Genomic DNA, 18,572 nt, shown 5'->3' on the forward strand with positions numbered 1-18,572 from the left:
AGGAATCAACATGAGCGAAAGCTTTGCAGAACTTTTTGAAGAAAGCCTGAAGTCCCTCGACATGCAGCCGGGCGCCATCATCACCGGCATCGTGGTCGACATCGATGGTGACTGGGTCACTGTCCATGCCGGTCTGAAATCCGAGGGCGTCATCCCGGTCGAGCAGTTCTACAACGAACAGGGCGAGCTGACCATCAGCGTGGGTGACGAAGTTCACGTTGCGCTGGACGCGGTTGAAGACGGCTTCGGTGAAACCAAGCTGTCCCGCGAAAAAGCCAAGCGTGCAGAGTGCTGGATCGTTCTGGAAGCGGCTTTCGCAGCGGAAGAAGTTGTCAAGGGCGTCATCAACGGCAAGGTCAAAGGCGGTTTCACCGTCGACGTCAACGGTATCCGTGCGTTCCTGCCAGGCTCCCTGGTGGATGTCCGCCCTGTGCGCGACACCACTCACCTCGAAGGCAAGGAACTCGAGTTCAAGGTCATCAAGCTCGACCAGAAGCGCAACAACGTTGTCGTTTCCCGTCGCAGTGTCCTGGAAGCCGAGAACAGCGCTGAGCGTGAAGCTCTGCTGGAATCCCTGCAGGAAGGTCAGCAAGTCAAAGGTATCGTCAAGAACCTCACCGACTACGGCGCATTCGTCGACCTCGGTGGCGTGGACGGCCTGCTGCACATCACCGACATGGCTTGGAAACGCATCAAGCACCCGTCGGAGATCGTCAACGTTGGCGACGAGATCGACGTCAAGGTTCTCAAGTTCGACCGCGAGCGCAACCGCGTATCGCTGGGCCTGAAGCAACTGGGCGAAGACCCATGGGTTGCCATCAAAGCCCGTTACCCGGAAGGCACCCGTGTCACCGCCAAGGTCACCAACCTCACCGACTACGGCTGCTTCGCCGAGCTGGAAGAGGGCGTGGAAGGCCTGGTGCACGTTTCCGAGATGGATTGGACCAACAAGAACATCCACCCGTCCAAAGTCGTTCAGGTTGGCGACGAAGTGGAAGTTCAGGTTCTCGACATCGACGAAGAGCGTCGTCGTATCTCCCTGGGTATCAAGCAGTGCAAATCCAACCCGTGGGAAGATTTCTCGAGCCGCTTCAACAAGGGCGACAAGATCTCCGGCACCATCAAGTCGATCACCGATTTCGGTATTTTCATCGGCTTGGAAGGCGGCATCGACGGTCTGGTTCACCTGTCCGACATTTCTTGGAACGAAGTCGGTGAAGAAGCCGTTCGCCGCTTCAAGAAGGGCGACGAGCTCGACACCGTCATCCTCTCGGTCGATCCGGAGCGCGAGCGCATCTCCCTGGGCATCAAGCAGCTGGAGGACGATCCGTTCTCCAACTACGCGTCGCTCAATGAGAAAGGCACCATCGTTCGCGGCACCGTGAAAGAAGTTGACGCCAAAGGCGCCATCATCGATCTGGGCAACGATATCGAAGCGACCCTGAAAGCCTCCGAAATCAGCCGCGACCGCATCGAAGATGCGCGCAACGTGCTGAAAGAAGGCGACGAAGTCGAGGCCAAGATCATCAGCATCGACCGTAAGAGCCGCGTAATCAGCCTCTCCATCAAGTCCAAAGACGTCGAAGACGAAAAAGACGCGATGAAAGAGCTGCGTACCAAGCAGGAAACCGAGAGCACCGGTCCGACCACCATTGGTGATCTGATCCGCGCTCAGATGGAAAGCCAGAACTGAGTTCTAGCGATCCAGAGAAAAAGGGCGACTTCGGTCGCCCTTTTTTGTGCCTGCGATAAACCACTGCGATCCGGCGGACGGCAATTCAGAAGCTGTAGGCGTAGGTCAGGCTGACGGCATGGTCACGGCTCCTGTCGGAAAACTGGCCGGCGTAGTTGGCCGAAAGACGGCTGCGTGCCGAGATCGCCATGTCCACGCCGGCACCGACCAGCGCTGCGTACCTCGCCATGGGCGCGCCCTCCACCTTGAAGCTGTCCCCGCCCAGGGCGAAGCGCATGCTGGGCATCGCCCTGGGCGTTGCCGAAGGCATGCTGCCAGCCGACGGAGCCGCGAACGATCAGGTCCGCCTCCTGCCCAGATCGATGTGCTCCGCTGCGCGCAGGCCAATGGTGGATTGGGTGATGGACTGGTCGCCATCCGAACGCAGGCTCGCGTCGCCGCCTTTCTCCGTGACGTGTCGCTCTTTTAGCGGCTGTGACTGAGACCGACGAAGGGCTCCAGCGCCACCATTTCTGTATCGATCACGTAGCTCAGTTCGCCGAACACCTACGCGGTGCGGGCGTCGTAGCCAGCCTTGGCGCGCTCCGAGATGCCGCTGAGGGCGACATCGCGACGGCTGTCGATCTCGTGCATCGCGTAGGCAGCGCCGAAGCGTGCATTGAAACTGCCTTCGCGGCAGGATGAGTGGGCCGCCAGGTGATAGGTGTCGACGTCGCTCTTCGAGGCGCGGGCGCTGGCGTCCAGCGTGGTTTCGGTATAGCGGGCAGCGACGCCGATGCGCGAATGTTCGTCGAGCTCCTGATCGAAGACGAACAGGATGCCGGAGCTGCGCCGTTCGAGTTCGGCGGTATTGCAGTCGCCCTAGAGTTTGCCGCGACTCGCCAGCGTCCGGCCCCACAGGCTGTCGTCGCCGCTTGCTGGTCGCACCTCAAACCCCAGAGCAGGAATCCTCATCGATCCAGCTTTTGCTGCTCCTTTTTCGAACACAGATGCCGTCGACGAACTGACAAGTTGCCACTTCTTTCAACCCGTCGATACGGTTAATGCCTTTCGATCGCGAAAAGACCTGTGGCCTTTATGGATAGCGAGCAGCGCCGCGTTATCGATGAGCGAATGGTACAGGGTGGATGGAGTTCAACGCGGGCCTGATTCCAGCAGCGAATACGAGCGGCTTGGCGCCCCCAAATTCGTATGAAAGGCCGCCGGAATGCGGGCCCCCCTTCGCTCCACGCCCCTGCGGATGGCCTGGCAGGCCGAAAGGGTGAAATTCTTTTCGAATCATCGAGCTAGACGCCTTTTCAGGCTGTTCAAAGTCTGTTCAGCGTGCTAAAACCGAAACTCCCGTAATGATCTAGCCGCTTGAAAAAGAAGGGAAAACCATGACCAAGTCGGAGTTGATCGAGCGAATCGTCACTCACCAGGGTCAGCTTTCATCCAAGGATGTCGAGCTGGCGATCAAGACCATGCTGGAACAAATGTCCCAGGCGCTGGCCACTGGCGACCGCATCGAGATCCGCGGCTTCGGCAGCTTCTCCCTCCACTACCGCGCCCCCCGCGTCGGCCGCAACCCAAAAACCGGCCAGTCGGTTACTCTGGACGGAAAGTTCGTCCCGCATTTCAAGCCAGGGAAAGAGCTGCGCGATAGGGTGAATGAGGATGAGTGACTTCATCCGTGCGGTAGCGTGCATGGCCGTTCCTCCTTCATGACCTTCGCGCCTCGCGAAGAATTTTCTCCCAAGTAACGGTTCCACCCGCCCTATCTACTCCGCAATAGCCCTGATCGTTGTTTGCGCTACAGGGCGCGCTGGCACTAGCCTACCGACTCGCCGAACAGCTTCTCCCGCAATAGAGCCAGCACGTGAACACGGCTGTTACGGTTCCCCCCTATGCTCAGATTTTGATAGGCTGCATCCGCCGGAACAGGCCACGTTGACGTTGCCGTATCGGGGCTGGGGTAAATCTGGAAAAGCAAGTTGTTCGATTTATTTCGTCTGCAACCCATGAGTGAGTCGCCCTAAGGAATTGACCACTTTTCCGGCGTCACAGATCAAAGCCTAAGCCGAACCAAACCGGTAAATTGGGAAAACCCACGGTATGGGTTTCCGGCAATTATGTGGACAAGCGCGTTAAAGGACTGCCATGAGTCATCTCGACATCCTCCATTGTAGTGCCCGACAGGGTTTGGATTGTTCGTGTGGCCAGTCGCCAGTAAATGATGAGTGCACTAGCGTGCTGATCGACGGCGGCTTGATCAATGGGCGGAAACCCTCACTCGAGGGCCTCATGGGAACCACATTTCCATTGAGTTCATGCTGGCCAGCTCCTGGTTCTGAAGTTGGAAGCGACAAAGCTCTGCAGGTTGCGAGAAGCGCATAGCAGAGCAGACCAACTTCCCAATCCCAAATCACCCATCTTTGCGATTGGCCCTTAGCCAGTTGCTTCAATGGAATTACCCTTCCGATGCTGAACAACCCGACTGTATCGCCCCGGCGAGACGATGAGATCGATATTATTGAACTGATTCGTGCGCTATGGCAGCGCAAGTTTCTAATTGCTGGCATCACGTTCGCGGCAACCCTTATCGCACTGGCCTACGCCCTGATGGCCACTCCCTATTACCAGACCCAGACAACACTGCGGCCCGTTTCGGCCAAGGACCTGGACGAGCTGAACAGTTCGGGACTGTACAAGCTGTCTCCGGAAGAGGCGCTAAAACGGGTAGGCGCCGGCATTGACTCCTATGAGTACCGTCTGGAGTTTTTTCGCAAGAACCAGGAACTGTTCGACTCAGAAGCGCCACAAGGTGGGGAAACGCTGGAGCAAGCATTCAGTCGGGTGAACGAGGACATGAAGACCCTACGGCCTGATCCTAAGCGAAGCGAGGGCAGCTTTCCGTTCGTGGGACTTTCCTACATATACCCCGCCAATATAAAAGGCCCGGAAATAACAAACGGCCTGATCGAATATGTAATCGGCAGGGAGCGAGTCGCGATCGCCCAAGATGTTGAAGTCATCGTTCAGAACCGTCTCACCAAACTCGAGCAGACGATGGCCGCGGAGCGTTCCAGTTATCAGGCTAGCAAGGAAGCGAGGATTGCCGCGCTTACCGAAGCCGATGATCTCAAGCGTGCGAAGTTGAATGACGAACTCAAGGCATTGCGCAAGCAGTTGCGTACCCGGAGGGAGGACCGCATCGCTCAGCTGAACGAGGCAATCCTGATAGCCAGATCCCTGAACATTATCAAGCCGGCCACGCCCTCATCCCTGGGCAATGCGGAGCAGCCTGCGGCCGGCTCCCAGGGGAATGTCATTCGTACCGAAGTGAACAATCAGCAAATACCACTGTACTTCATGGGTACCAACGCGCTGGAGGCGGAAAAGGCTGCGCTGCAAAAACGCGGTTCGGATGATTTTACCGAGCCACGTGTTGGCCAGATAGAGAAAGAACTGCAGCTGCTGAACCAGAACCGAGAAATCGAGCTGTTAAAGCAGCGTGGTGAAGAGGATCTCTTCATTGGCGCCTATGCCGACTGGCACAAAGAAGCTGCTAGGCTGAAAAATCTAAATCTCAACCTTGCCAATATCTCTCTCGTCAATATCGATCAGTACGCCGGGGCGCCCTATTCGCCAGTAAAACCGAAGAAGGCGTTGGTTATGTTGTTGGGTATAGCGTTAGGTGGGTTTCTAGGTATCTTTGTGGCCCTTATTAAAATAACGATTCTCCGCTCTTCGCGGCGAATCTAAGCAATTGTAGGTCCGGTGTATGAAAGTCTTTAAGCTCATTCTAGTTTTCCGTTAAAGATTTGTATGGAGACAAGTGGTGAATATCGATGATGGAGATCCATTGTGGAGCCATTCTGTTGAAAGCATGCAAGTCTATATTGTAAATAGCCTAGGCTGATCTGAAAGATAATTAACTACGGAAAAATTATGGACGCCATTTTAGTCAGTGTAATTATACCGTTCTTTAAGTACAGAAAGTGGCTGGAAGAAGCCATTATTTCAGTTTTAGGGCAGACGCATAAAAATATAGAAGTAATAGTGGTCAATGATGGCTCTCCGGAAAACATTGATGATTTAAAGAAAAAATATCTGGGTAGAGTGCGCTTCTACGAGAAAAAAACGGTGGCGCTGCAAGCGCGAGAAATTATGGACTAAGCACCGCTGAAGGCCAATATATAGCGTTCCTCGATTCGGATGACATATTTGCCGTAGATAAAATAGAAAGGCAGCTAAAATATATGCTTGAAACAGGCGTGGCTTGGAGTCAGCATTCCTATTACAAACGCTATGATTGTGGGAAAAAAGTCCTTGTTGATACAAGTCGATATAACGGGGACGTATATCGAAGCACTTTTACCTCTTTTCGCGTTCAAACGTCTACGGTAATGGTGATTCGCCAAGCCTTGATTCGGGATGGGATAAGGTTTCCTGAAAACTTCAAGAATGGTCAAGATGGTGAGTTTTACAAAGCACTGGCAGCAAAAAATCCGCTTGGCTACGTACCTAATGCATATTCGGATTTCAGAATTCGAGGTGCCAATGTCGGATTTAACCCGGAAGTACTATTAAGAAATAAGTCTCAGATATGGAAAGAGCTTGAAAAAACTGATCATTATCCAAGAGAAGTAGATGTTTCAATTAGACTGTGCCATCTTTTAGGTCATAAGGCTTATTGCGTGCATTCCTATATCGTTAACAATTTTGCCTTCCTAAGGCCGTATAGGAAAATGATAGCTTTTTTATTGTATCTGTCACCATTTATATCTTTAAAAATAGTACATAAATTCGATGGAAAGCCATGAAGTATTCATGTGGTTCTGTGCTGGTGCCTACAGTAAGCGTTACAGCTTCGTCATTTTTCGATAGCGTGAGGTTGATTGTGCAGAGTTTCTGCCGGAACTCCATTTTAGCAGAATATTTACAAGTCGAGTGATTGAGGTGAGTAGCAGAAAGGCATTGTTCCCACTTATCGTAATTATGTCATACTTATTTTTTACATTAGGCATTTATCTGTTTGGTCCTGTTTCATTTGCGAGACACAATCAAGATCTGGTCACTAGCTTACTTCTTTTATATTTTACTTCATTTTGTATTGGTTATGTTCTGGCGATCTATTTTAATGCCTCAAAATTCAGGTTTTTGCTTGACGCGTCGGAGGAAAGGCGTATACCTGGATGGCTGTTGATATTTTCGTTTGGATATGTGTCGTTAAGCCTGTACGCGTATGTTCCTGAGTTTTCGTTTGCTGACTATTTCTATATGTTGAAGTACTCTGTGGCTGATCCGCTCGCCGTCTATCAAAAATCTCTTTACTATGTAAAAAGTTCGCCATCGGTTCATTTTTTGGTTGTTCTTTTTCCTCTTTATTTCTTCGTTTTGGTCAGCTTCATTTATAAATTTGATAGGCTGTCATATGTATTCAAATCTCTCTTGATTGCTGTGATTGCGTTGGAGCTATCTCGCTGGATACTTATGGGGCGAAATAAAGGTATTTTCGATATCTTCTTTGTGATTCTTACGGTTTTGGTCATAAAACGAAGTCGAAGTGATCTATTTAAAGGTCGGGATTCTTCTTTTTTAAAGGTCAGCAAGAAAAAAATATACCTTGGGTTCTTGGCGGCTTTAGCTTTTTTTGTAGTGCTAAATTATTTTTCGCATAGTATATCGGCGAGGAAAGTCAATTTTGAAAATTATGCCGGATATAGTGATAACCTCCTGATAAATATTGTGCCTGGCTTTCTAGAGCCTCTGCTGGTTAATCTCACCGACTATTTAGCACAGGGATACAACGCTCTTTCCTACGTTTTTGATATGGATTGGCGTCCACTTTATGGTTTGGGTCACTCCCCTATACTGATGGCTAATGTAGATGGGGTGTCAGGGAGTCTGTTCCAGGACACCTATCAGTACCGCATGTCGCGATTCGATATTGATCCCTATGTGAACTGGCATACCGCTTTTGTATGGATTGCAAATGATGTCCATTGGTTTGGCGTAATTTTCTTTATGTTGGCTTTTGGTTACTATTTTTGCTGGGTTTATCTGCGTTCAGTAATCTATCGCGACAGGTTTGCCCATTGCATGCTAGCACTTTTAATGATTTCGATATTTTATCTGCCCGCAAATGCCCAGATATTCACCCAAACAGGAACTACCTTTGCTTTTTGGGTTTTCTTTTCCATCTTGGCTTTTTATAGATTAAAGGAGTGGGTGCGAGGTGACTAAATTGTGCATTTTGGTTTCTACCTACCATCCCTTCCATTCCGCCAACTCTCGGTGTATCGCCAATATTGTTGAGAATATTGGCGATGGATACGAGATAACCGTCATTGCTAGCGACCTTTCTGGCGTCGAGCCCTATGTTGTTAATGGGGTGGCTGTTGTGCCAAACCCAGAAAAAAGCAAGCTTGGAATGGTTGCGAGGGTGTCTGCTTTTAAACGGCGGGCATGCAATCAAAATAGCATGGATATAAAAAAGAAAAATTATTTTCTTAGGGCGTTAAAATCTCTAAAAAGCGTGCAGGATATTGTGATTCCAGTATGTTTCCCAATTGAAAGTCTTGCGGCTGCGTTTGAATATAAAAAGCTATTTGGCGTAAAGGTCATACCATATTTGCTGGATGTTGTTTCCACAAGTGCTACCGCTCACACGTTAGACTTTCTCAAAAGCGTGAAGTTTAATAGAAATGTCGAGTTTGAGCGTTCCATTCCGTCGAAAGCAGATGCTGTTATAGTGAATGAGTCTTGGTGTCAGCATTTTAAAGAGTTGAATGGAGATTATAAGAATATTTTCTTGTTAGGCCATCCTCTCGTTGCCGATGTTAGGAAGGGCGTTGAGTCCGGTGCTGTAAAGAAAGGTGTGTTGTTTTATGGCGGGGCGCTGGGTAAGAAGGTTCGTAGTCCCGATTATTTTTTGAGCGTAATGGATGAGCTCTTGTATAGAAACAGACATTTGATGGTGCAGATATGCCACCGGGGTGATTGTGGAAAGTCCGTTTCTGCTCTGCAGGAAAGGCATCCCGGCTTTTCAAATTTTGGTTCTATAAAGAGCGATCTGGCTACAGCTCTCATGCTTCAGGCCGAATTTCTAGTGCTGATAGGAAACAACAATACTTCGCAGCTTCAAAGTAAGGTCTTTGAATACGTTTCTGTTGGGGCTCCTATAATATTCTTTTGTAAAGAGCATTCAGATCCGTTGCTCGACGTGTTAGCTGCTTACCCGAACGCTTTGGTTGTTTTCGAAGATGAACATGTCTCCACTGTCGTGGAGAAGGTCGAGGATTTTATTGTGCATAGCAGTTCGAATGTTCGCTTGCCCTATGAGAAGGTTTCAGAGATTTATCATGAGCATACGGTCAAATATATTTCAGCTGAGTTTTCTTCCTTGTTGGCGGCTTGGGTTGAGACTGTTTAGCTCTTTTTTATTTTGTATTTAGGCTCTATGGCAGAGCGAGGTTTATGTTGTGAGAATTCTTCTGCTATCGCAGTACTTTTGGCCTGAGAATTTTATTATTAATGATGTTGTTAGGAACTTGGTTGCGCAGGGGCATGAGGTAGTTGTCGCTACAGGGAAGCCAAACTATCCAGACGGAAAAGTCTTTCCTGGTTATCGAGTGGGCGGGATTCAGCGAGATTTTTTTTCGGCAACCGTGGAAGTCTTCCGTATTCCAATATGGCCTCGGGGTAAAGGGGGGGCTAGAAATTTGATTTTGAATTATATTTCATTTGCCTTCTCCGGGCTTATTTTTTTTCCATGGTTACTAAGAAAACGTGAGTTCGACACGATTTTTATTTTCGCTCCCTCACCTATTACTCAGGCGGTGCCAGGCATATTTCTAAAATGGCTGAAAAAGGCCCGCCTGGTCTTATGGATTCAGGATCTGTGGCCGGAGAGTTTGGCTGCTACCAAGTTCATCACTCACCCATACCTTCTCAAACTGGTGGGTTGTATCGTCAAGTGGGTTTATGAGAAGTCGGATATTTTGTTGGTTCAGTCGCTGGCTTTCGTTGAGCCCGTAGCACGTTATGCGCGCGTTGAGAAGATTATCTATTATCCTAATTCGATAGATGTGAAATCATTTTCGGGAGTTAAAGATATTCCCCTAGAGTTAGCCAATGAGCTAGAACGACATTTCTGCGTGGTATTTGCAGGTAACCTAGGTACGGCACAGGCTGTAGAAACGTTAGTTGAGGTCGCTATACAACTAAAGTCTGATCCAGACGTCCGTCTGGTGCTTGTTGGCAGTGGAAGCAAGCTCGCTTGGTTGCAAGAACAAAAGCGGGTTCATCGCTTGGATAACTTGATATTGCCTGGTTTTTTTTCAATGGACTCGATGCCGCAGATCTTCGAACGTGCTGCTTTGCTTCTGGTGTCGCTCAAGGACGAGGAGGTCTTCGCCCAGACAATACCAAGTAAAATCCAGGCTTATCTTTCGGCGGGTCGCCCGATTATTGCTTCACTTAATGGCGAGGGCGCACGGATAATTAGGGAGGCAGGGGCGGGGGACTCCTGTGAGCCTGAGAATCCCACCGCTTTAGCAACATTGATCTGCTCTATGAAAAATCGATCTTCTGCCGAGCGGTATACTATGGGACTAGCCGGTAAGGCGTACTTCTACGAACATTTCGAGATGACCAGTCAGGTGGCACGCTTAGTCAAAATTCTTGAAACTCATGATAAAGGACAACATTGATGCGCATATTGGTGCTTGGCGTGACCGGGATGCTAGGCAATGCTGTGTATAAAGCTTTTGATGACGATCCGGCGCATGAGCTTTGGGGTACGATGCGTCGCGCCGGAAAGCTTCGACATTTCACAGAGCGAAGCAAAGAGCACCTATTAAGCGGGGTCGAGGTACTCGATCACGACGGATTGGTTAGGGTGCTGGAATATGTCCGTCCTGATGTTGTGATCAATTGCGTCGGTTTGATCAAGCAATTAGGTGACGCCAAAGACCCTCTTTCAGTCTTGCCTATCAACGCCATGCTTCCACATCGCTTGGCGAAACTCTGTGGATTGATGGGCGCTCGGTTGATCCATGTGAGCACGGATTGTGTATTTTCCGGGCGCAAGGGCATGTATACCGAAGATGATCTTTCGGACGCGGAGGATCTCTATGGAAAGTCAAAGTTCATTGGCGAGCTGCACGAGGTGCCTCACGCCGTTACGCTGCGTACGTCCATCATCGGCCATGAGCTCGATACCCACCTCTCACTAATTGACTGGTTCCTCGCCCAAAAGGGTTCGGTTAAGGGTTACGCAAAGGCCATATTTTCCGGTTTGCCTACGGTAGAATTGGCCCGGGTGATGAAGGACTATGTAGTACCAAATTCTGACCTGCATGGCCTCTATCATGTGTCGGCAGAGCCAATCGACAAGCTGGCGCTGTTAAGGCTGGTGGCGGAAGCCTACGGACACAAGATCGAGATAGTCCCGGATGAACAGATCCACATAGATCGCTCACTGGATTCCTCTCGCTTTCGTAAGGAGGCTGGTTACCAACCTCCCGCCTGGCCGGAATTGGTCAAAATGATGCGTGATCAGCGTTAATTTTTTTCCTGAAGGTATGTGCCTTTTATGTTCAATGACAAGGTTCTAATGATTACGGGCGGCACGGGTTCGTTCGGAAATACTGTGCTGAAGCGATTCCTTGATACCAATGTCAGGGAAATAAGGGTTTTCAGTCGGGATGAAAAGAAGCAAGAGGACATGCGTATCGCCTTGGCGAACGATAAACTCAAGTTCTACATAGGGGACGTGCGCGATTACGACAGCGTTTCCCAGGCTATGGTAGGCGTTGACTATATATTTCACGCAGCGGCTCTGAAACAGGTGCCGTCGTGCGAGTTCTACCCGATGGAAGCGGTTCGTACCAATGTCATAGGTACGGAAAATGTACTCAACGCTGCAATCGCCACCGGTGCCAAGAGGGTGGTAGTGCTCAGTACGGATAAAGCTGTGTACCCGATCAATGCGATGGGCATTTCAAAGGCCATGGCGGAAAAGCTGATGGTTGCCAAGTCTCGGATGATTCCATCTTCCGGTCCGGTTATCTGCGCTACACGCTACGGTAACGTAATGGCTTCGCGTGGCTCTGTGATCCCACTGTTCATTAGTCAGTTGAAGGCGGGCGAGCCGCTGACTATTACCGATCCGAACATGACGCGCTTCCTGATGTCGCTGGAAGACTCCGTGGACTTGGTCCTGCATGCCTTCGAACATGCAGAACAGGGCGATATATTTGTTCAGAAAGCACCCGCTTCTACAGTGGCGGACTTGGCACAGGCGCTAAAAGAGCTATTTTCGCGTGATAACCCTATAAAGATCATCGGTACTCGTCACGGTGAAAAACTATATGAGTCGCTGATTTCCCGGGAGGAAATGGCCAAGGCCGAAGACATGAGCCGCTATTACCGGATTCCGGCGGATAACCGCGATCTCAACTACAAGAAGTTTTTCGTCGAAGGCGAGCAGCATATTTCCGAGCTGGACGACTACACCTCGCACAACACCGAACGTTTGAACATTCAGGGCATCAAGGATGTACTGCTCAGGCTGGATTACATTCAGGAGCAGCTCGATGCTTAAGGTGATGACACTGCTCGGCACCCGTCCGGAGCTGATCAAGATGAGCCGGGTGATCGCCGAATTGGATAAACAGGTTCACCACGTGCTGGTGCACTCTGGGCAAAACTACGATTACGAATTGAATCAGGTTTTTTTTGATGACCTGGAAATTCGCAAGCCAGACCATTTTCTGGGCGCAGCGGGCGACACCGCAGCGAAGACCATCGCCGAGGTGATCGCCAAGGCAGATGCGGTGTTCGAGTTGGAGAATCCCGACGCGCTCTTGCTGTATGGCGACACCAACACCTGCCTGGCAGTCATTGCCGCCAAGCGTCGGAAGATCCCGGTGTTCCACATGGAGGCAGGAAACCGCTGTTTCGATCAGCGTGTGCCGGAAGAGTTGAACCGCAAGGTTCTCGATCATCTGAGCGATATCAATATGGTACTGACGGAGCATGCGCGCCGTTACCTGATCGCCGAAGGCATTCGCCCGGAAACCATCATCAAAACGGGTTCGCACATGGAGGAGGTGCTGGATTACTACATGCCGAGGATCGAGGCCTCGGATGTGCTGCAACGCGAGGGCCTGGAGGAGGGCGCGTTCTTCATCGTCAGTACTCACCGGGAAGAAAACGTCGATACACCCGAGAATCTGCGGGATCTGCTGGAAACCCTCCGCGCGCTGGCTGAAACGTATCAGTACCCCGTTATCGTTTCCACGCACCCTCGTACCCGAAAACGATTGGAGGCGTTAAACGAACCGCTGGATCACCCGCTGATCCGCTTCGTAAAACCTTTTGGTCTGTTGGATTACATCAAGCTGCAGATGTCGGCCTTTTGTGTGCTTTCTGATAGCGGGACTATCACGGAGGAGGCTTCTTTGCTCAATCTGCCTGCGGTCACCCTGCGCATTACGCACGAGCGTCCCGAGGGTATGGACGAAGGCACTCTTATCATGAGCGGGCTGAAAAAAGAGCGTGTGTTGGACGCGGTCGGGGTGGTGACCCGTCAGCATGAGCGTGGCGTGCGGGTGATTTCCAGGATTAAAGACTATGAAGCGGGATCGGTATCGAAGAAGGTCGTCAGGGTCGTGCTCAGCTACACCGATTACATAAACCGTACCGTCTGGTCAAAACCCTGAGCGCCTTGAGATAAGCAAATGCGCATTTTGTTGACCGGCTCCACGGGTTTTGTCGGGCGTGGATTGCTGGAAAGAATGTCCGCCGAGGTCGGCGTGGAAACCGTCGCGGTGGTGCGTGATTCCTCGGTAGGGCTTCCTACGCATGCGGCGATCTTCCGGGTCGGCGAGATAGGGGCGGATACCGACTGGCGAGGCGCACTGGAGAGGATTGACGCCGTTGTCCACTGCGCTGCGCGGGTGCACGTCATGCGTGACACCTCTTCCGATCCACTTGCCGAATGTCGTCAGGTTAATGTGAACGGAACGTTGAACCTCGCTGAGCAGGCCGCGCGCGCCGGAGTCCGTCGTTTCATCTTTATCAGCTCGATCAAGGTGAACGGTGAGGGTACCGAGTCGGGTAAGCCATACCTTGCCGATTGCCTTCCCGCACCGCTTGACCCCTATGGGATATCAAAAATGGAGGCCGAACAAGGGTTGCGCGCGTTGGCCTCTGAAACAGGTATGGAGGTTGTGATTATCCGTCCCGTTTTAGTCTACGGCCCGGGTGTCAAAGCGAATTTCCGCAGCATGATGAGCTGGCTGAGCAAGGGCGTTCCGCTGCCGCTCGGCGCCATTCACAACAAACGCAGCTTGGTGGCGTTGGATAATCTGGTCGATCTGATCGTAACCTGCGTCGATCACCCCAATGCCGCCAACCAGACGTTTCTGGTCAGTGACGCAGAAGATCTTTCCACAACCGAACTGTTGCAACGTATGGGCCGGGCGTTGGGCAAGCCAGCACGATTGCTACCTGTTCCAGCCCCTTTGCTCAGGGTTGGGGCCGCCCTGCTCGGAAAAGGCGCCGTCGCCCAGCGGCTTTGCGGATCGCTGCAGGTAGATATTTCGAAGACCCGCGAGGTTCTGGGCTGGACGCCACCGGTAAGTGTGGATGATGCGCTGCGCAGAACCGCCGAGCATTACCTGGCGGAGAAGGGATGAGGGTTCGGCGAGCCGAAGAGAATAGCGAACTCGCTCCGCTCGGGGCCGAGGGATAGAGGCCTACGGAATGGTTGAGGGACCACACGTGTTGATCTGGTTGTTTCCGCTAATTGCTTGCTTTTCGTTTTTTCTGACCTGGGTGCTGCGCCGTTATGCGCTGGTGTGCAGCATCATGGATATCCCTAATGCCCGCAGCTCCCACTCGGTACCCACGCCTCGAGGTGGGGGAGTGGCTATTGTTGTCAGTTTCCTGCTCGCACTGCCAATTTTTGCACTTTTCGACGCCGTCGACCTGAGTTCGATGTGGGCACTGCTAGGGGCAGGGCTCGGCATCGCGGTGCTCGGCTTTATCGACGACCACGGCCATATCGCCGCTCGTTGGCGCTTGCTGGGGCATTTCGCCGGGGCAGCCTGGATGCTGTTCTGGTTGGGTGGTTTGCCTGCCCTTTCTTTCTTCGGCATGACCCTGGACTTGGGCTGGATCGGCCACGTGCTGGCAACCGTTTACCTGGTATGGCTGCTGAATCTCTACAACTTCATGGACGGCATCGATGGTATCGCCAGCGTCGAGGCAGTTTGCGTTTGCCTGGGTGGTGCCTTGCTATACGGCGTACGGGGCTTGGCGACTCTGGCTGAGCCGGCGCCGGCCTTGCCACCGCTTCTATTGGCCGCTGCGGTCACGGGCTTTCTGTTCTGGAACTTCCCGCCGGCGCGCATCTTCATGGGGGATGCAGGAAGCGGGTTTCTCGGCCTGATACTGGGGGGCCTTTCTCTTCAAGCCGCGTGGGTTTCACCGCCACTGCTGTGGAGTTGGTTGATTCTGCTTGGCGTCTTCATCGTCGATGCAACGTGGACATTGTTTCGCCGACTATTTCGCGGCGACAGGCTTTACCAGGCGCATCGCAGCCACGCATACCAGCATGCATCGCGTCGATTCGGTCATAAGCCGGTCACGCTGGCTGTGCTTGTAATCAATACCGTCTGGCTATTCCCCGTTGCACTGCTGGTGGCGTTGCAATATCTGGAAGGAAGCGTGGGGCTGTTGCTCGCCTATGTTCCGTTGATGCTTCTGGCTGTTCGTTTCGATGCGGGAAAGCGGGAAGTTAGCTGAGCGCTTATTCAGGGTTGATGAGCGATTGTTATTAAAAGGAGCAGGGTCGATTTCGACGCCGATAGTGGAACCGCCGATGAGTGTTCGCGATTTTCTGGTAAAGATGCCCCGCCGCTACAAGCGACTCGTGCAAGTGGGCGCGGATGTGCTGCTGGTCTGGCTTGCACTATGGGCGGCATTCGTGGTGCGCCTTGGCTTGGACGAGCGAGTAGACCCGCTGGGCGAGCATTTCTGGCTCTTCGCCATCGCGCCGATGGTCTTCATTCCAATCTTCGTCCGCCTGGGAATGTACCGCGCGGTGATGCGCTATCTGGGTAACGATGCGCTCATAACCATATTCAAGGCGGTGACGCTTTCGGCCTTGGTTTTCGCACTGGTTTTCTACTGGTATCGGGTTCCTCTCAACGTCGTACCGCGCTCTATCGTGTTCAACTACTGGTGGATCAGCCTTCTTCTGATCGGTGGGCTGCGCTTGACGATGCGTCAGTATTTCCTGGGTGACTGGTACATCGCGCGCCAGCAACTTCCGTTTCTCAAGCATGACGATCGTCTTACGCGCGTTGCCATCTATGGCGCCGGTGCGGCGGGTAACCAACTGGTCAGTGCGCTGCGCATGGGGCAGTCGATGAGGCCCGTGGCTTTCATCGACGACGATGACAGCATTGCCACGCGGATCATCTCCGGGCTGAAGGTCTATAAACCCAAGCATATCGAACAGATGATCAACGATACCGGCGCTCAGGAAATCCTTCTGGCGATTCCCTCCGCTTCACGGATACGTCGTCGTGAGGTGCTCGCGCTTCTTGAGAGGCACCCATTGCACGTACGTAGCGTGCCAGGCTTCATGGATCTGGCTAGCGGGCGAGTGAAGGTCGACGATATCCAGGAGGTGGATATCGCCGATTTGCTCGGTCGCGAAGTCGTTCCCCCCCGCCAGGCGCTCTTCGAGCGCTGCATTCGTCGGCAGGTCGTGATGGTCACCGGGGCGGGCGGGTCGATCGGTTCGGAGCTGTGCCGGCAGATCCTGCTCAATGCACCGACCACGCTGCTGCTGTTCGAGCACAGCGAGTTCAACCTCTACAGCATTCACAGCGAACTCGAGGAACGCATCCGCCGAGAGTCTCTACCGTTGCGACTGGTGCCGATACTCGGCTCGGTGCGGGATCGTGAGCGGCTCAAGGATGTGATGCGCACCTGGCAGGTGAACACCGTCTATCACGCCGCCGCCTACAAGCATGTGCCGATGGTCGAGCACAACATTGCCGAGGGCGTGCTGAACAATGTGATGGGCTCGCTGTACACCGCGCAGGCCGCGTTGAAGGCGGGTGTCGAGAACTTCGTGCTGATCTCCACCGACAAGGCGGTGCGACCGACCAACGTCATGGGCAGTTCGAAACGCCTGGCGGAGATGGTGCTGCAGGCCCTGAGCCGTGAGAGTGCGCCACTGCTGTTCCAGGCGGAGCCCTCGGTTCACCACGTCAACAAGACGCGCTTCACCATGGTTCGCTTCGGCAACGTGCTGGGCTCGTCGGGGTCGGTGATTCCGCGCTTCTACGAGCAGATTCGCAAGGGCGGCCCGGTGACCGTCACGCACCCCAATATCACCCGTTACTTCATGACCATTCCGGAAGCGGCGCAGTTGGTCATCCAGGCCGGCTCGATGGGGCAGGGCGGCGACGTGTTCGTCCTGGACATGGGCTGGCCGGTGAAGATCGTCGATCTGGCGGAGAAGATGATTCGTCTGGCGGGCATGAGCGTTCGTTCGGAGAGCAATCCCAATGGCGACATCGCCATCGAGTTCACCGGCCTTCGTCCCGGCGAGAAACTCTACGAGGAACTGCTGATCGGAGCCGAGGGTGTCACACCCACCGACCATCCGATGATCATGCGCGCCAACGAGGAGTGGTTGCCGTGGGAGGCCTTCAAGGGCGTGCTCTCGAACCTGCTCGCGGCGGTGGACGCTGACGACTATGACCGCGTCCGGCAGATTCTAAGGGAGACCGTCAGTGGCTATGCGCCGGAAGGCGAGATCGTCGACTGGATCCACCAGAAGCGTAAAAGCGAGCCTTGAGGCGTTGCATGCGTGCGTGGACGTTCGCCCCTGCGTCCTTTTCACGCACGCCATAACCGGGATTAAGCCGTAACTCCAATTGACGCGAAAAGTGCGTGGGCTACTTTTAGCCAGCGGTTATGGATGTACCGCACCATCGCATTTCATAAGGAGTTACACACATGCGCAAATGGCTTTCTGCCCTGTCCCTCGCCACACTGACTTCGCTGTCTTTTTCCCTTCTCGCCGCCGAACCGGCCAAGCCTGCTGCCGACAAGCCCGTGGTGGAGCAGGCCGCCAAGGTCGCCTCGGTGAACCTGAATACCGCCGATGCCGAAACCCTGCAGCGCGAGTTGTCGGGGATCGGGCTGGTCAAGGCCAAGGCGATCGTCGAGTACCGTGAGGCGCACGGCCCGTTCGCTTCGGTGGACGAGTTGCTCGAAGTGAAAGGCATCGGCGCGGCCACGCTGGACAAGAACCGGAGCAAGTTGAGCCTGTAATCGGGCGAAAAAAGCCGATCGAGAGATCGGCTTTTTTATGCACGCTCTTCTTGTAGGCGACGAATATGAAAAAGCCCGGCATTGGCCGGGCTTTTTCGTGTTTGCGAGGAAATTACTGCACTTCCACCGCCAGGCTCTCGGCGATCTTCTTCTGCCAGATCGCCGGACCGGTGATGTGTACCGACTCGCCCTTGGTGTCGACCGCCACGGTTACCGGCATGTCCTTCACCTCGAACTCGTAGATCGCTTCCATGCCCAGCTCGGCGAAAGCCAGGACCTTGGACTTCTTGATCGCCTGGGCGACCAGGTAGGCGGCGCCGCCCACGGCCATCAGGTACACCGCCTTGTTGTCGCGGATCGCATCGATGGCTATCGGGCCGCGCTCGGACTTGCCGATCATGCCCAGAAGGCCGGTCTGTTCGAGGATCTGCCGGGTGAACTTGTCCATCCGCGTCGCCGTGGTCGGGCCGGCCGGGCCGCCCACATCGTCACCGCCCGGGTCGACCGGGCCGACGTAATATATGAAGCG

General features: G+C 53.1%; 15 protein-coding genes and 1 pseudogene. 14 read left to right on the forward strand and 2 right to left on the reverse strand.

Translation table 11 applies throughout. The features are described 5' to 3' along the window. Positions 1 to 10: 10 nt before the first annotated feature. Positions 11 to 1,693 carry a 30S ribosomal protein S1 gene (gene rpsA, locus QMX85_RS12010; RefSeq protein ID WP_090231726.1) on the forward strand — a complete coding sequence of 561 codons (1,683 nt, stop codon included), beginning with the start codon at positions 11 to 13 and terminating at the stop codon, positions 1,691 to 1,693. 85 nt (positions 1,694 to 1,778) lie between these two features. Here the strand turns inward: rpsA and QMX85_RS12015 are convergent, their stop codons facing one another. Next, the gene (locus QMX85_RS12015; protein WP_282341128.1) at positions 1,779 to 1,970 is read right to left on the reverse strand and encodes an autotransporter outer membrane beta-barrel domain-containing protein; all 192 of its coding nucleotides are present in this window, start codon (positions 1,968 to 1,970) and stop codon (positions 1,779 to 1,781) included. A gap of 1,102 nt (positions 1,971 to 3,072) precedes the next feature. Here QMX85_RS12015 and ihfB point away from each other — a divergent pair. From ihfB to QMX85_RS12080, 13 genes and pseudogenes are all read left to right on the forward strand, one after another. Beyond that, positions 3,073 to 3,357: an integration host factor subunit beta gene (gene ihfB, locus QMX85_RS12020; protein ID WP_090231724.1), complete on the forward strand. Its 285-nt coding sequence runs from the start codon at positions 3,073 to 3,075 to the stop codon at positions 3,355 to 3,357. A gap of 796 nt (positions 3,358 to 4,153) precedes the next feature. Further along, a complete protein-coding gene (locus tag QMX85_RS12025) occupies positions 4,154 to 5,437 on the forward strand; it encodes a Wzz/FepE/Etk N-terminal domain-containing protein (protein ID WP_282341130.1) in 1,284 nt (427 codons plus the stop codon). Positions 5,438 to 5,623: 186 nt separating this feature from the next. Beyond that, positions 5,624 to 6,498, forward strand: a pseudogene (locus QMX85_RS12030) (glycosyltransferase family 2 protein). Positions 6,499 to 6,634: 136 nt separating this feature from the next. Beyond that, positions 6,635 to 7,921, forward strand: a complete 1,287-nt coding sequence (locus tag QMX85_RS12035; protein WP_282341132.1) for a hypothetical protein — start codon at positions 6,635 to 6,637, stop codon at positions 7,919 to 7,921. Next, a complete protein-coding gene (locus QMX85_RS12040; protein WP_282341134.1) occupies positions 7,914 to 9,110 on the forward strand; it encodes a hypothetical protein in 1,197 nt (398 codons plus the stop codon). Before QMX85_RS12035 ends, QMX85_RS12040 begins: the two co-directional genes overlap by 8 nt. Before the next feature lie 49 nt (positions 9,111 to 9,159). After that, entirely contained in the window at positions 9,160 to 10,389 is a 1,230-nt protein-coding gene (locus QMX85_RS12045) for a glycosyltransferase family 4 protein (RefSeq protein ID WP_282341136.1), read from the forward strand. Continuing rightward, on the forward strand, positions 10,389 to 11,246 hold the full coding sequence (locus QMX85_RS12050; RefSeq protein WP_282341138.1) for an SDR family oxidoreductase: 858 nt from the start codon (positions 10,389 to 10,391) through the stop codon (positions 11,244 to 11,246). Before QMX85_RS12045 ends, QMX85_RS12050 begins: the two co-directional genes overlap by 1 nt. A gap of 27 nt (positions 11,247 to 11,273) precedes the next feature. After that, complete coding sequence (locus tag QMX85_RS12055) at positions 11,274 to 12,284, forward strand: polysaccharide biosynthesis protein (protein ID WP_282341140.1); 1,011 nt, start codon at positions 11,274 to 11,276, stop codon at positions 12,282 to 12,284. Then, positions 12,277 to 13,404 (forward strand): UDP-N-acetylglucosamine 2-epimerase (non-hydrolyzing), encoded by a 1,128-nt coding sequence (gene wecB / locus QMX85_RS12060; RefSeq protein ID WP_282341142.1) that lies wholly within the window; start codon positions 12,277 to 12,279, stop codon positions 13,402 to 13,404. Before QMX85_RS12055 ends, wecB begins: the two co-directional genes overlap by 8 nt. Before the next feature lie 18 nt (positions 13,405 to 13,422). After that, positions 13,423 to 14,382, forward strand: a complete 960-nt coding sequence (locus QMX85_RS12065; protein WP_282341143.1) for an SDR family oxidoreductase — start codon at positions 13,423 to 13,425, stop codon at positions 14,380 to 14,382. Between the two features lie 85 nt (positions 14,383 to 14,467). Continuing rightward, a complete protein-coding gene (locus QMX85_RS12070) occupies positions 14,468 to 15,493 on the forward strand; it encodes a glycosyltransferase family 4 protein (protein ID WP_282341145.1) in 1,026 nt (341 codons plus the stop codon). 76 nt (positions 15,494 to 15,569) lie between these two features. Beyond that, positions 15,570 to 17,564, forward strand: a complete 1,995-nt coding sequence (locus tag QMX85_RS12075) for a nucleoside-diphosphate sugar epimerase/dehydratase (protein ID WP_282341146.1) — start codon at positions 15,570 to 15,572, stop codon at positions 17,562 to 17,564. A 161-nt stretch (positions 17,565 to 17,725) separates the two neighbouring features. Then, positions 17,726 to 18,043 carry a helix-hairpin-helix domain-containing protein gene (locus QMX85_RS12080; RefSeq protein WP_282341148.1) on the forward strand — a complete coding sequence of 106 codons (318 nt, stop codon included), beginning with the start codon at positions 17,726 to 17,728 and terminating at the stop codon, positions 18,041 to 18,043. A 112-nt stretch (positions 18,044 to 18,155) separates the two neighbouring features. On the opposite strand, the gene QMX85_RS12085 is transcribed toward QMX85_RS12080, so the two are convergent. Continuing rightward, on the reverse strand, positions 18,156 to 18,572 hold a 417-nt coding region (locus QMX85_RS12085; protein WP_282341150.1), incomplete at its 5' end, for a fumarate hydratase C-terminal domain-containing protein.

The sequence above is a fragment of the Pseudomonas sp. PS02288 genome, from assembly GCF_029959715.1.
Lineage (GTDB): Bacteria > Pseudomonadota > Gammaproteobacteria > Pseudomonadales > Pseudomonadaceae > Pseudomonas_O > Pseudomonas_O kuykendallii.

What these genes read in the sequence shown, in the direction of transcription:
- rpsA (WP_090231726.1), top strand. Translation starts at nt 11, where the DNA reads ATGAGCGAAAGCTTTGCAGAACTTTTTGAAGAAAGCCTGAAGTCCCTC.
- QMX85_RS12015 (WP_282341128.1), bottom strand. Translation starts at nt 1,970, where the DNA reads ATGCGCTTCGCCCTGGGCGGGGACAGCTTCAAGGTGGAGGGCGCGCCC.
- ihfB (WP_090231724.1), top strand. Translation starts at nt 3,073, where the DNA reads ATGACCAAGTCGGAGTTGATCGAGCGAATCGTCACTCACCAGGGTCAG.
- QMX85_RS12025 (WP_282341130.1), top strand. Translation starts at nt 4,154, where the DNA reads ATGCTGAACAACCCGACTGTATCGCCCCGGCGAGACGATGAGATCGAT.
- QMX85_RS12050 (WP_282341138.1), top strand. Translation starts at nt 10,389, where the DNA reads ATGCGCATATTGGTGCTTGGCGTGACCGGGATGCTAGGCAATGCTGTG.
- QMX85_RS12055 (WP_282341140.1), top strand. Translation starts at nt 11,274, where the DNA reads ATGTTCAATGACAAGGTTCTAATGATTACGGGCGGCACGGGTTCGTTC.
- wecB (WP_282341142.1), top strand. Translation starts at nt 12,277, where the DNA reads ATGCTTAAGGTGATGACACTGCTCGGCACCCGTCCGGAGCTGATCAAG.
- QMX85_RS12065 (WP_282341143.1), top strand. Translation starts at nt 13,423, where the DNA reads ATGCGCATTTTGTTGACCGGCTCCACGGGTTTTGTCGGGCGTGGATTG.
- QMX85_RS12075 (WP_282341146.1), top strand. Translation starts at nt 15,570, where the DNA reads ATGAGTGTTCGCGATTTTCTGGTAAAGATGCCCCGCCGCTACAAGCGA.
- QMX85_RS12080 (WP_282341148.1), top strand. Translation starts at nt 17,726, where the DNA reads ATGCGCAAATGGCTTTCTGCCCTGTCCCTCGCCACACTGACTTCGCTG.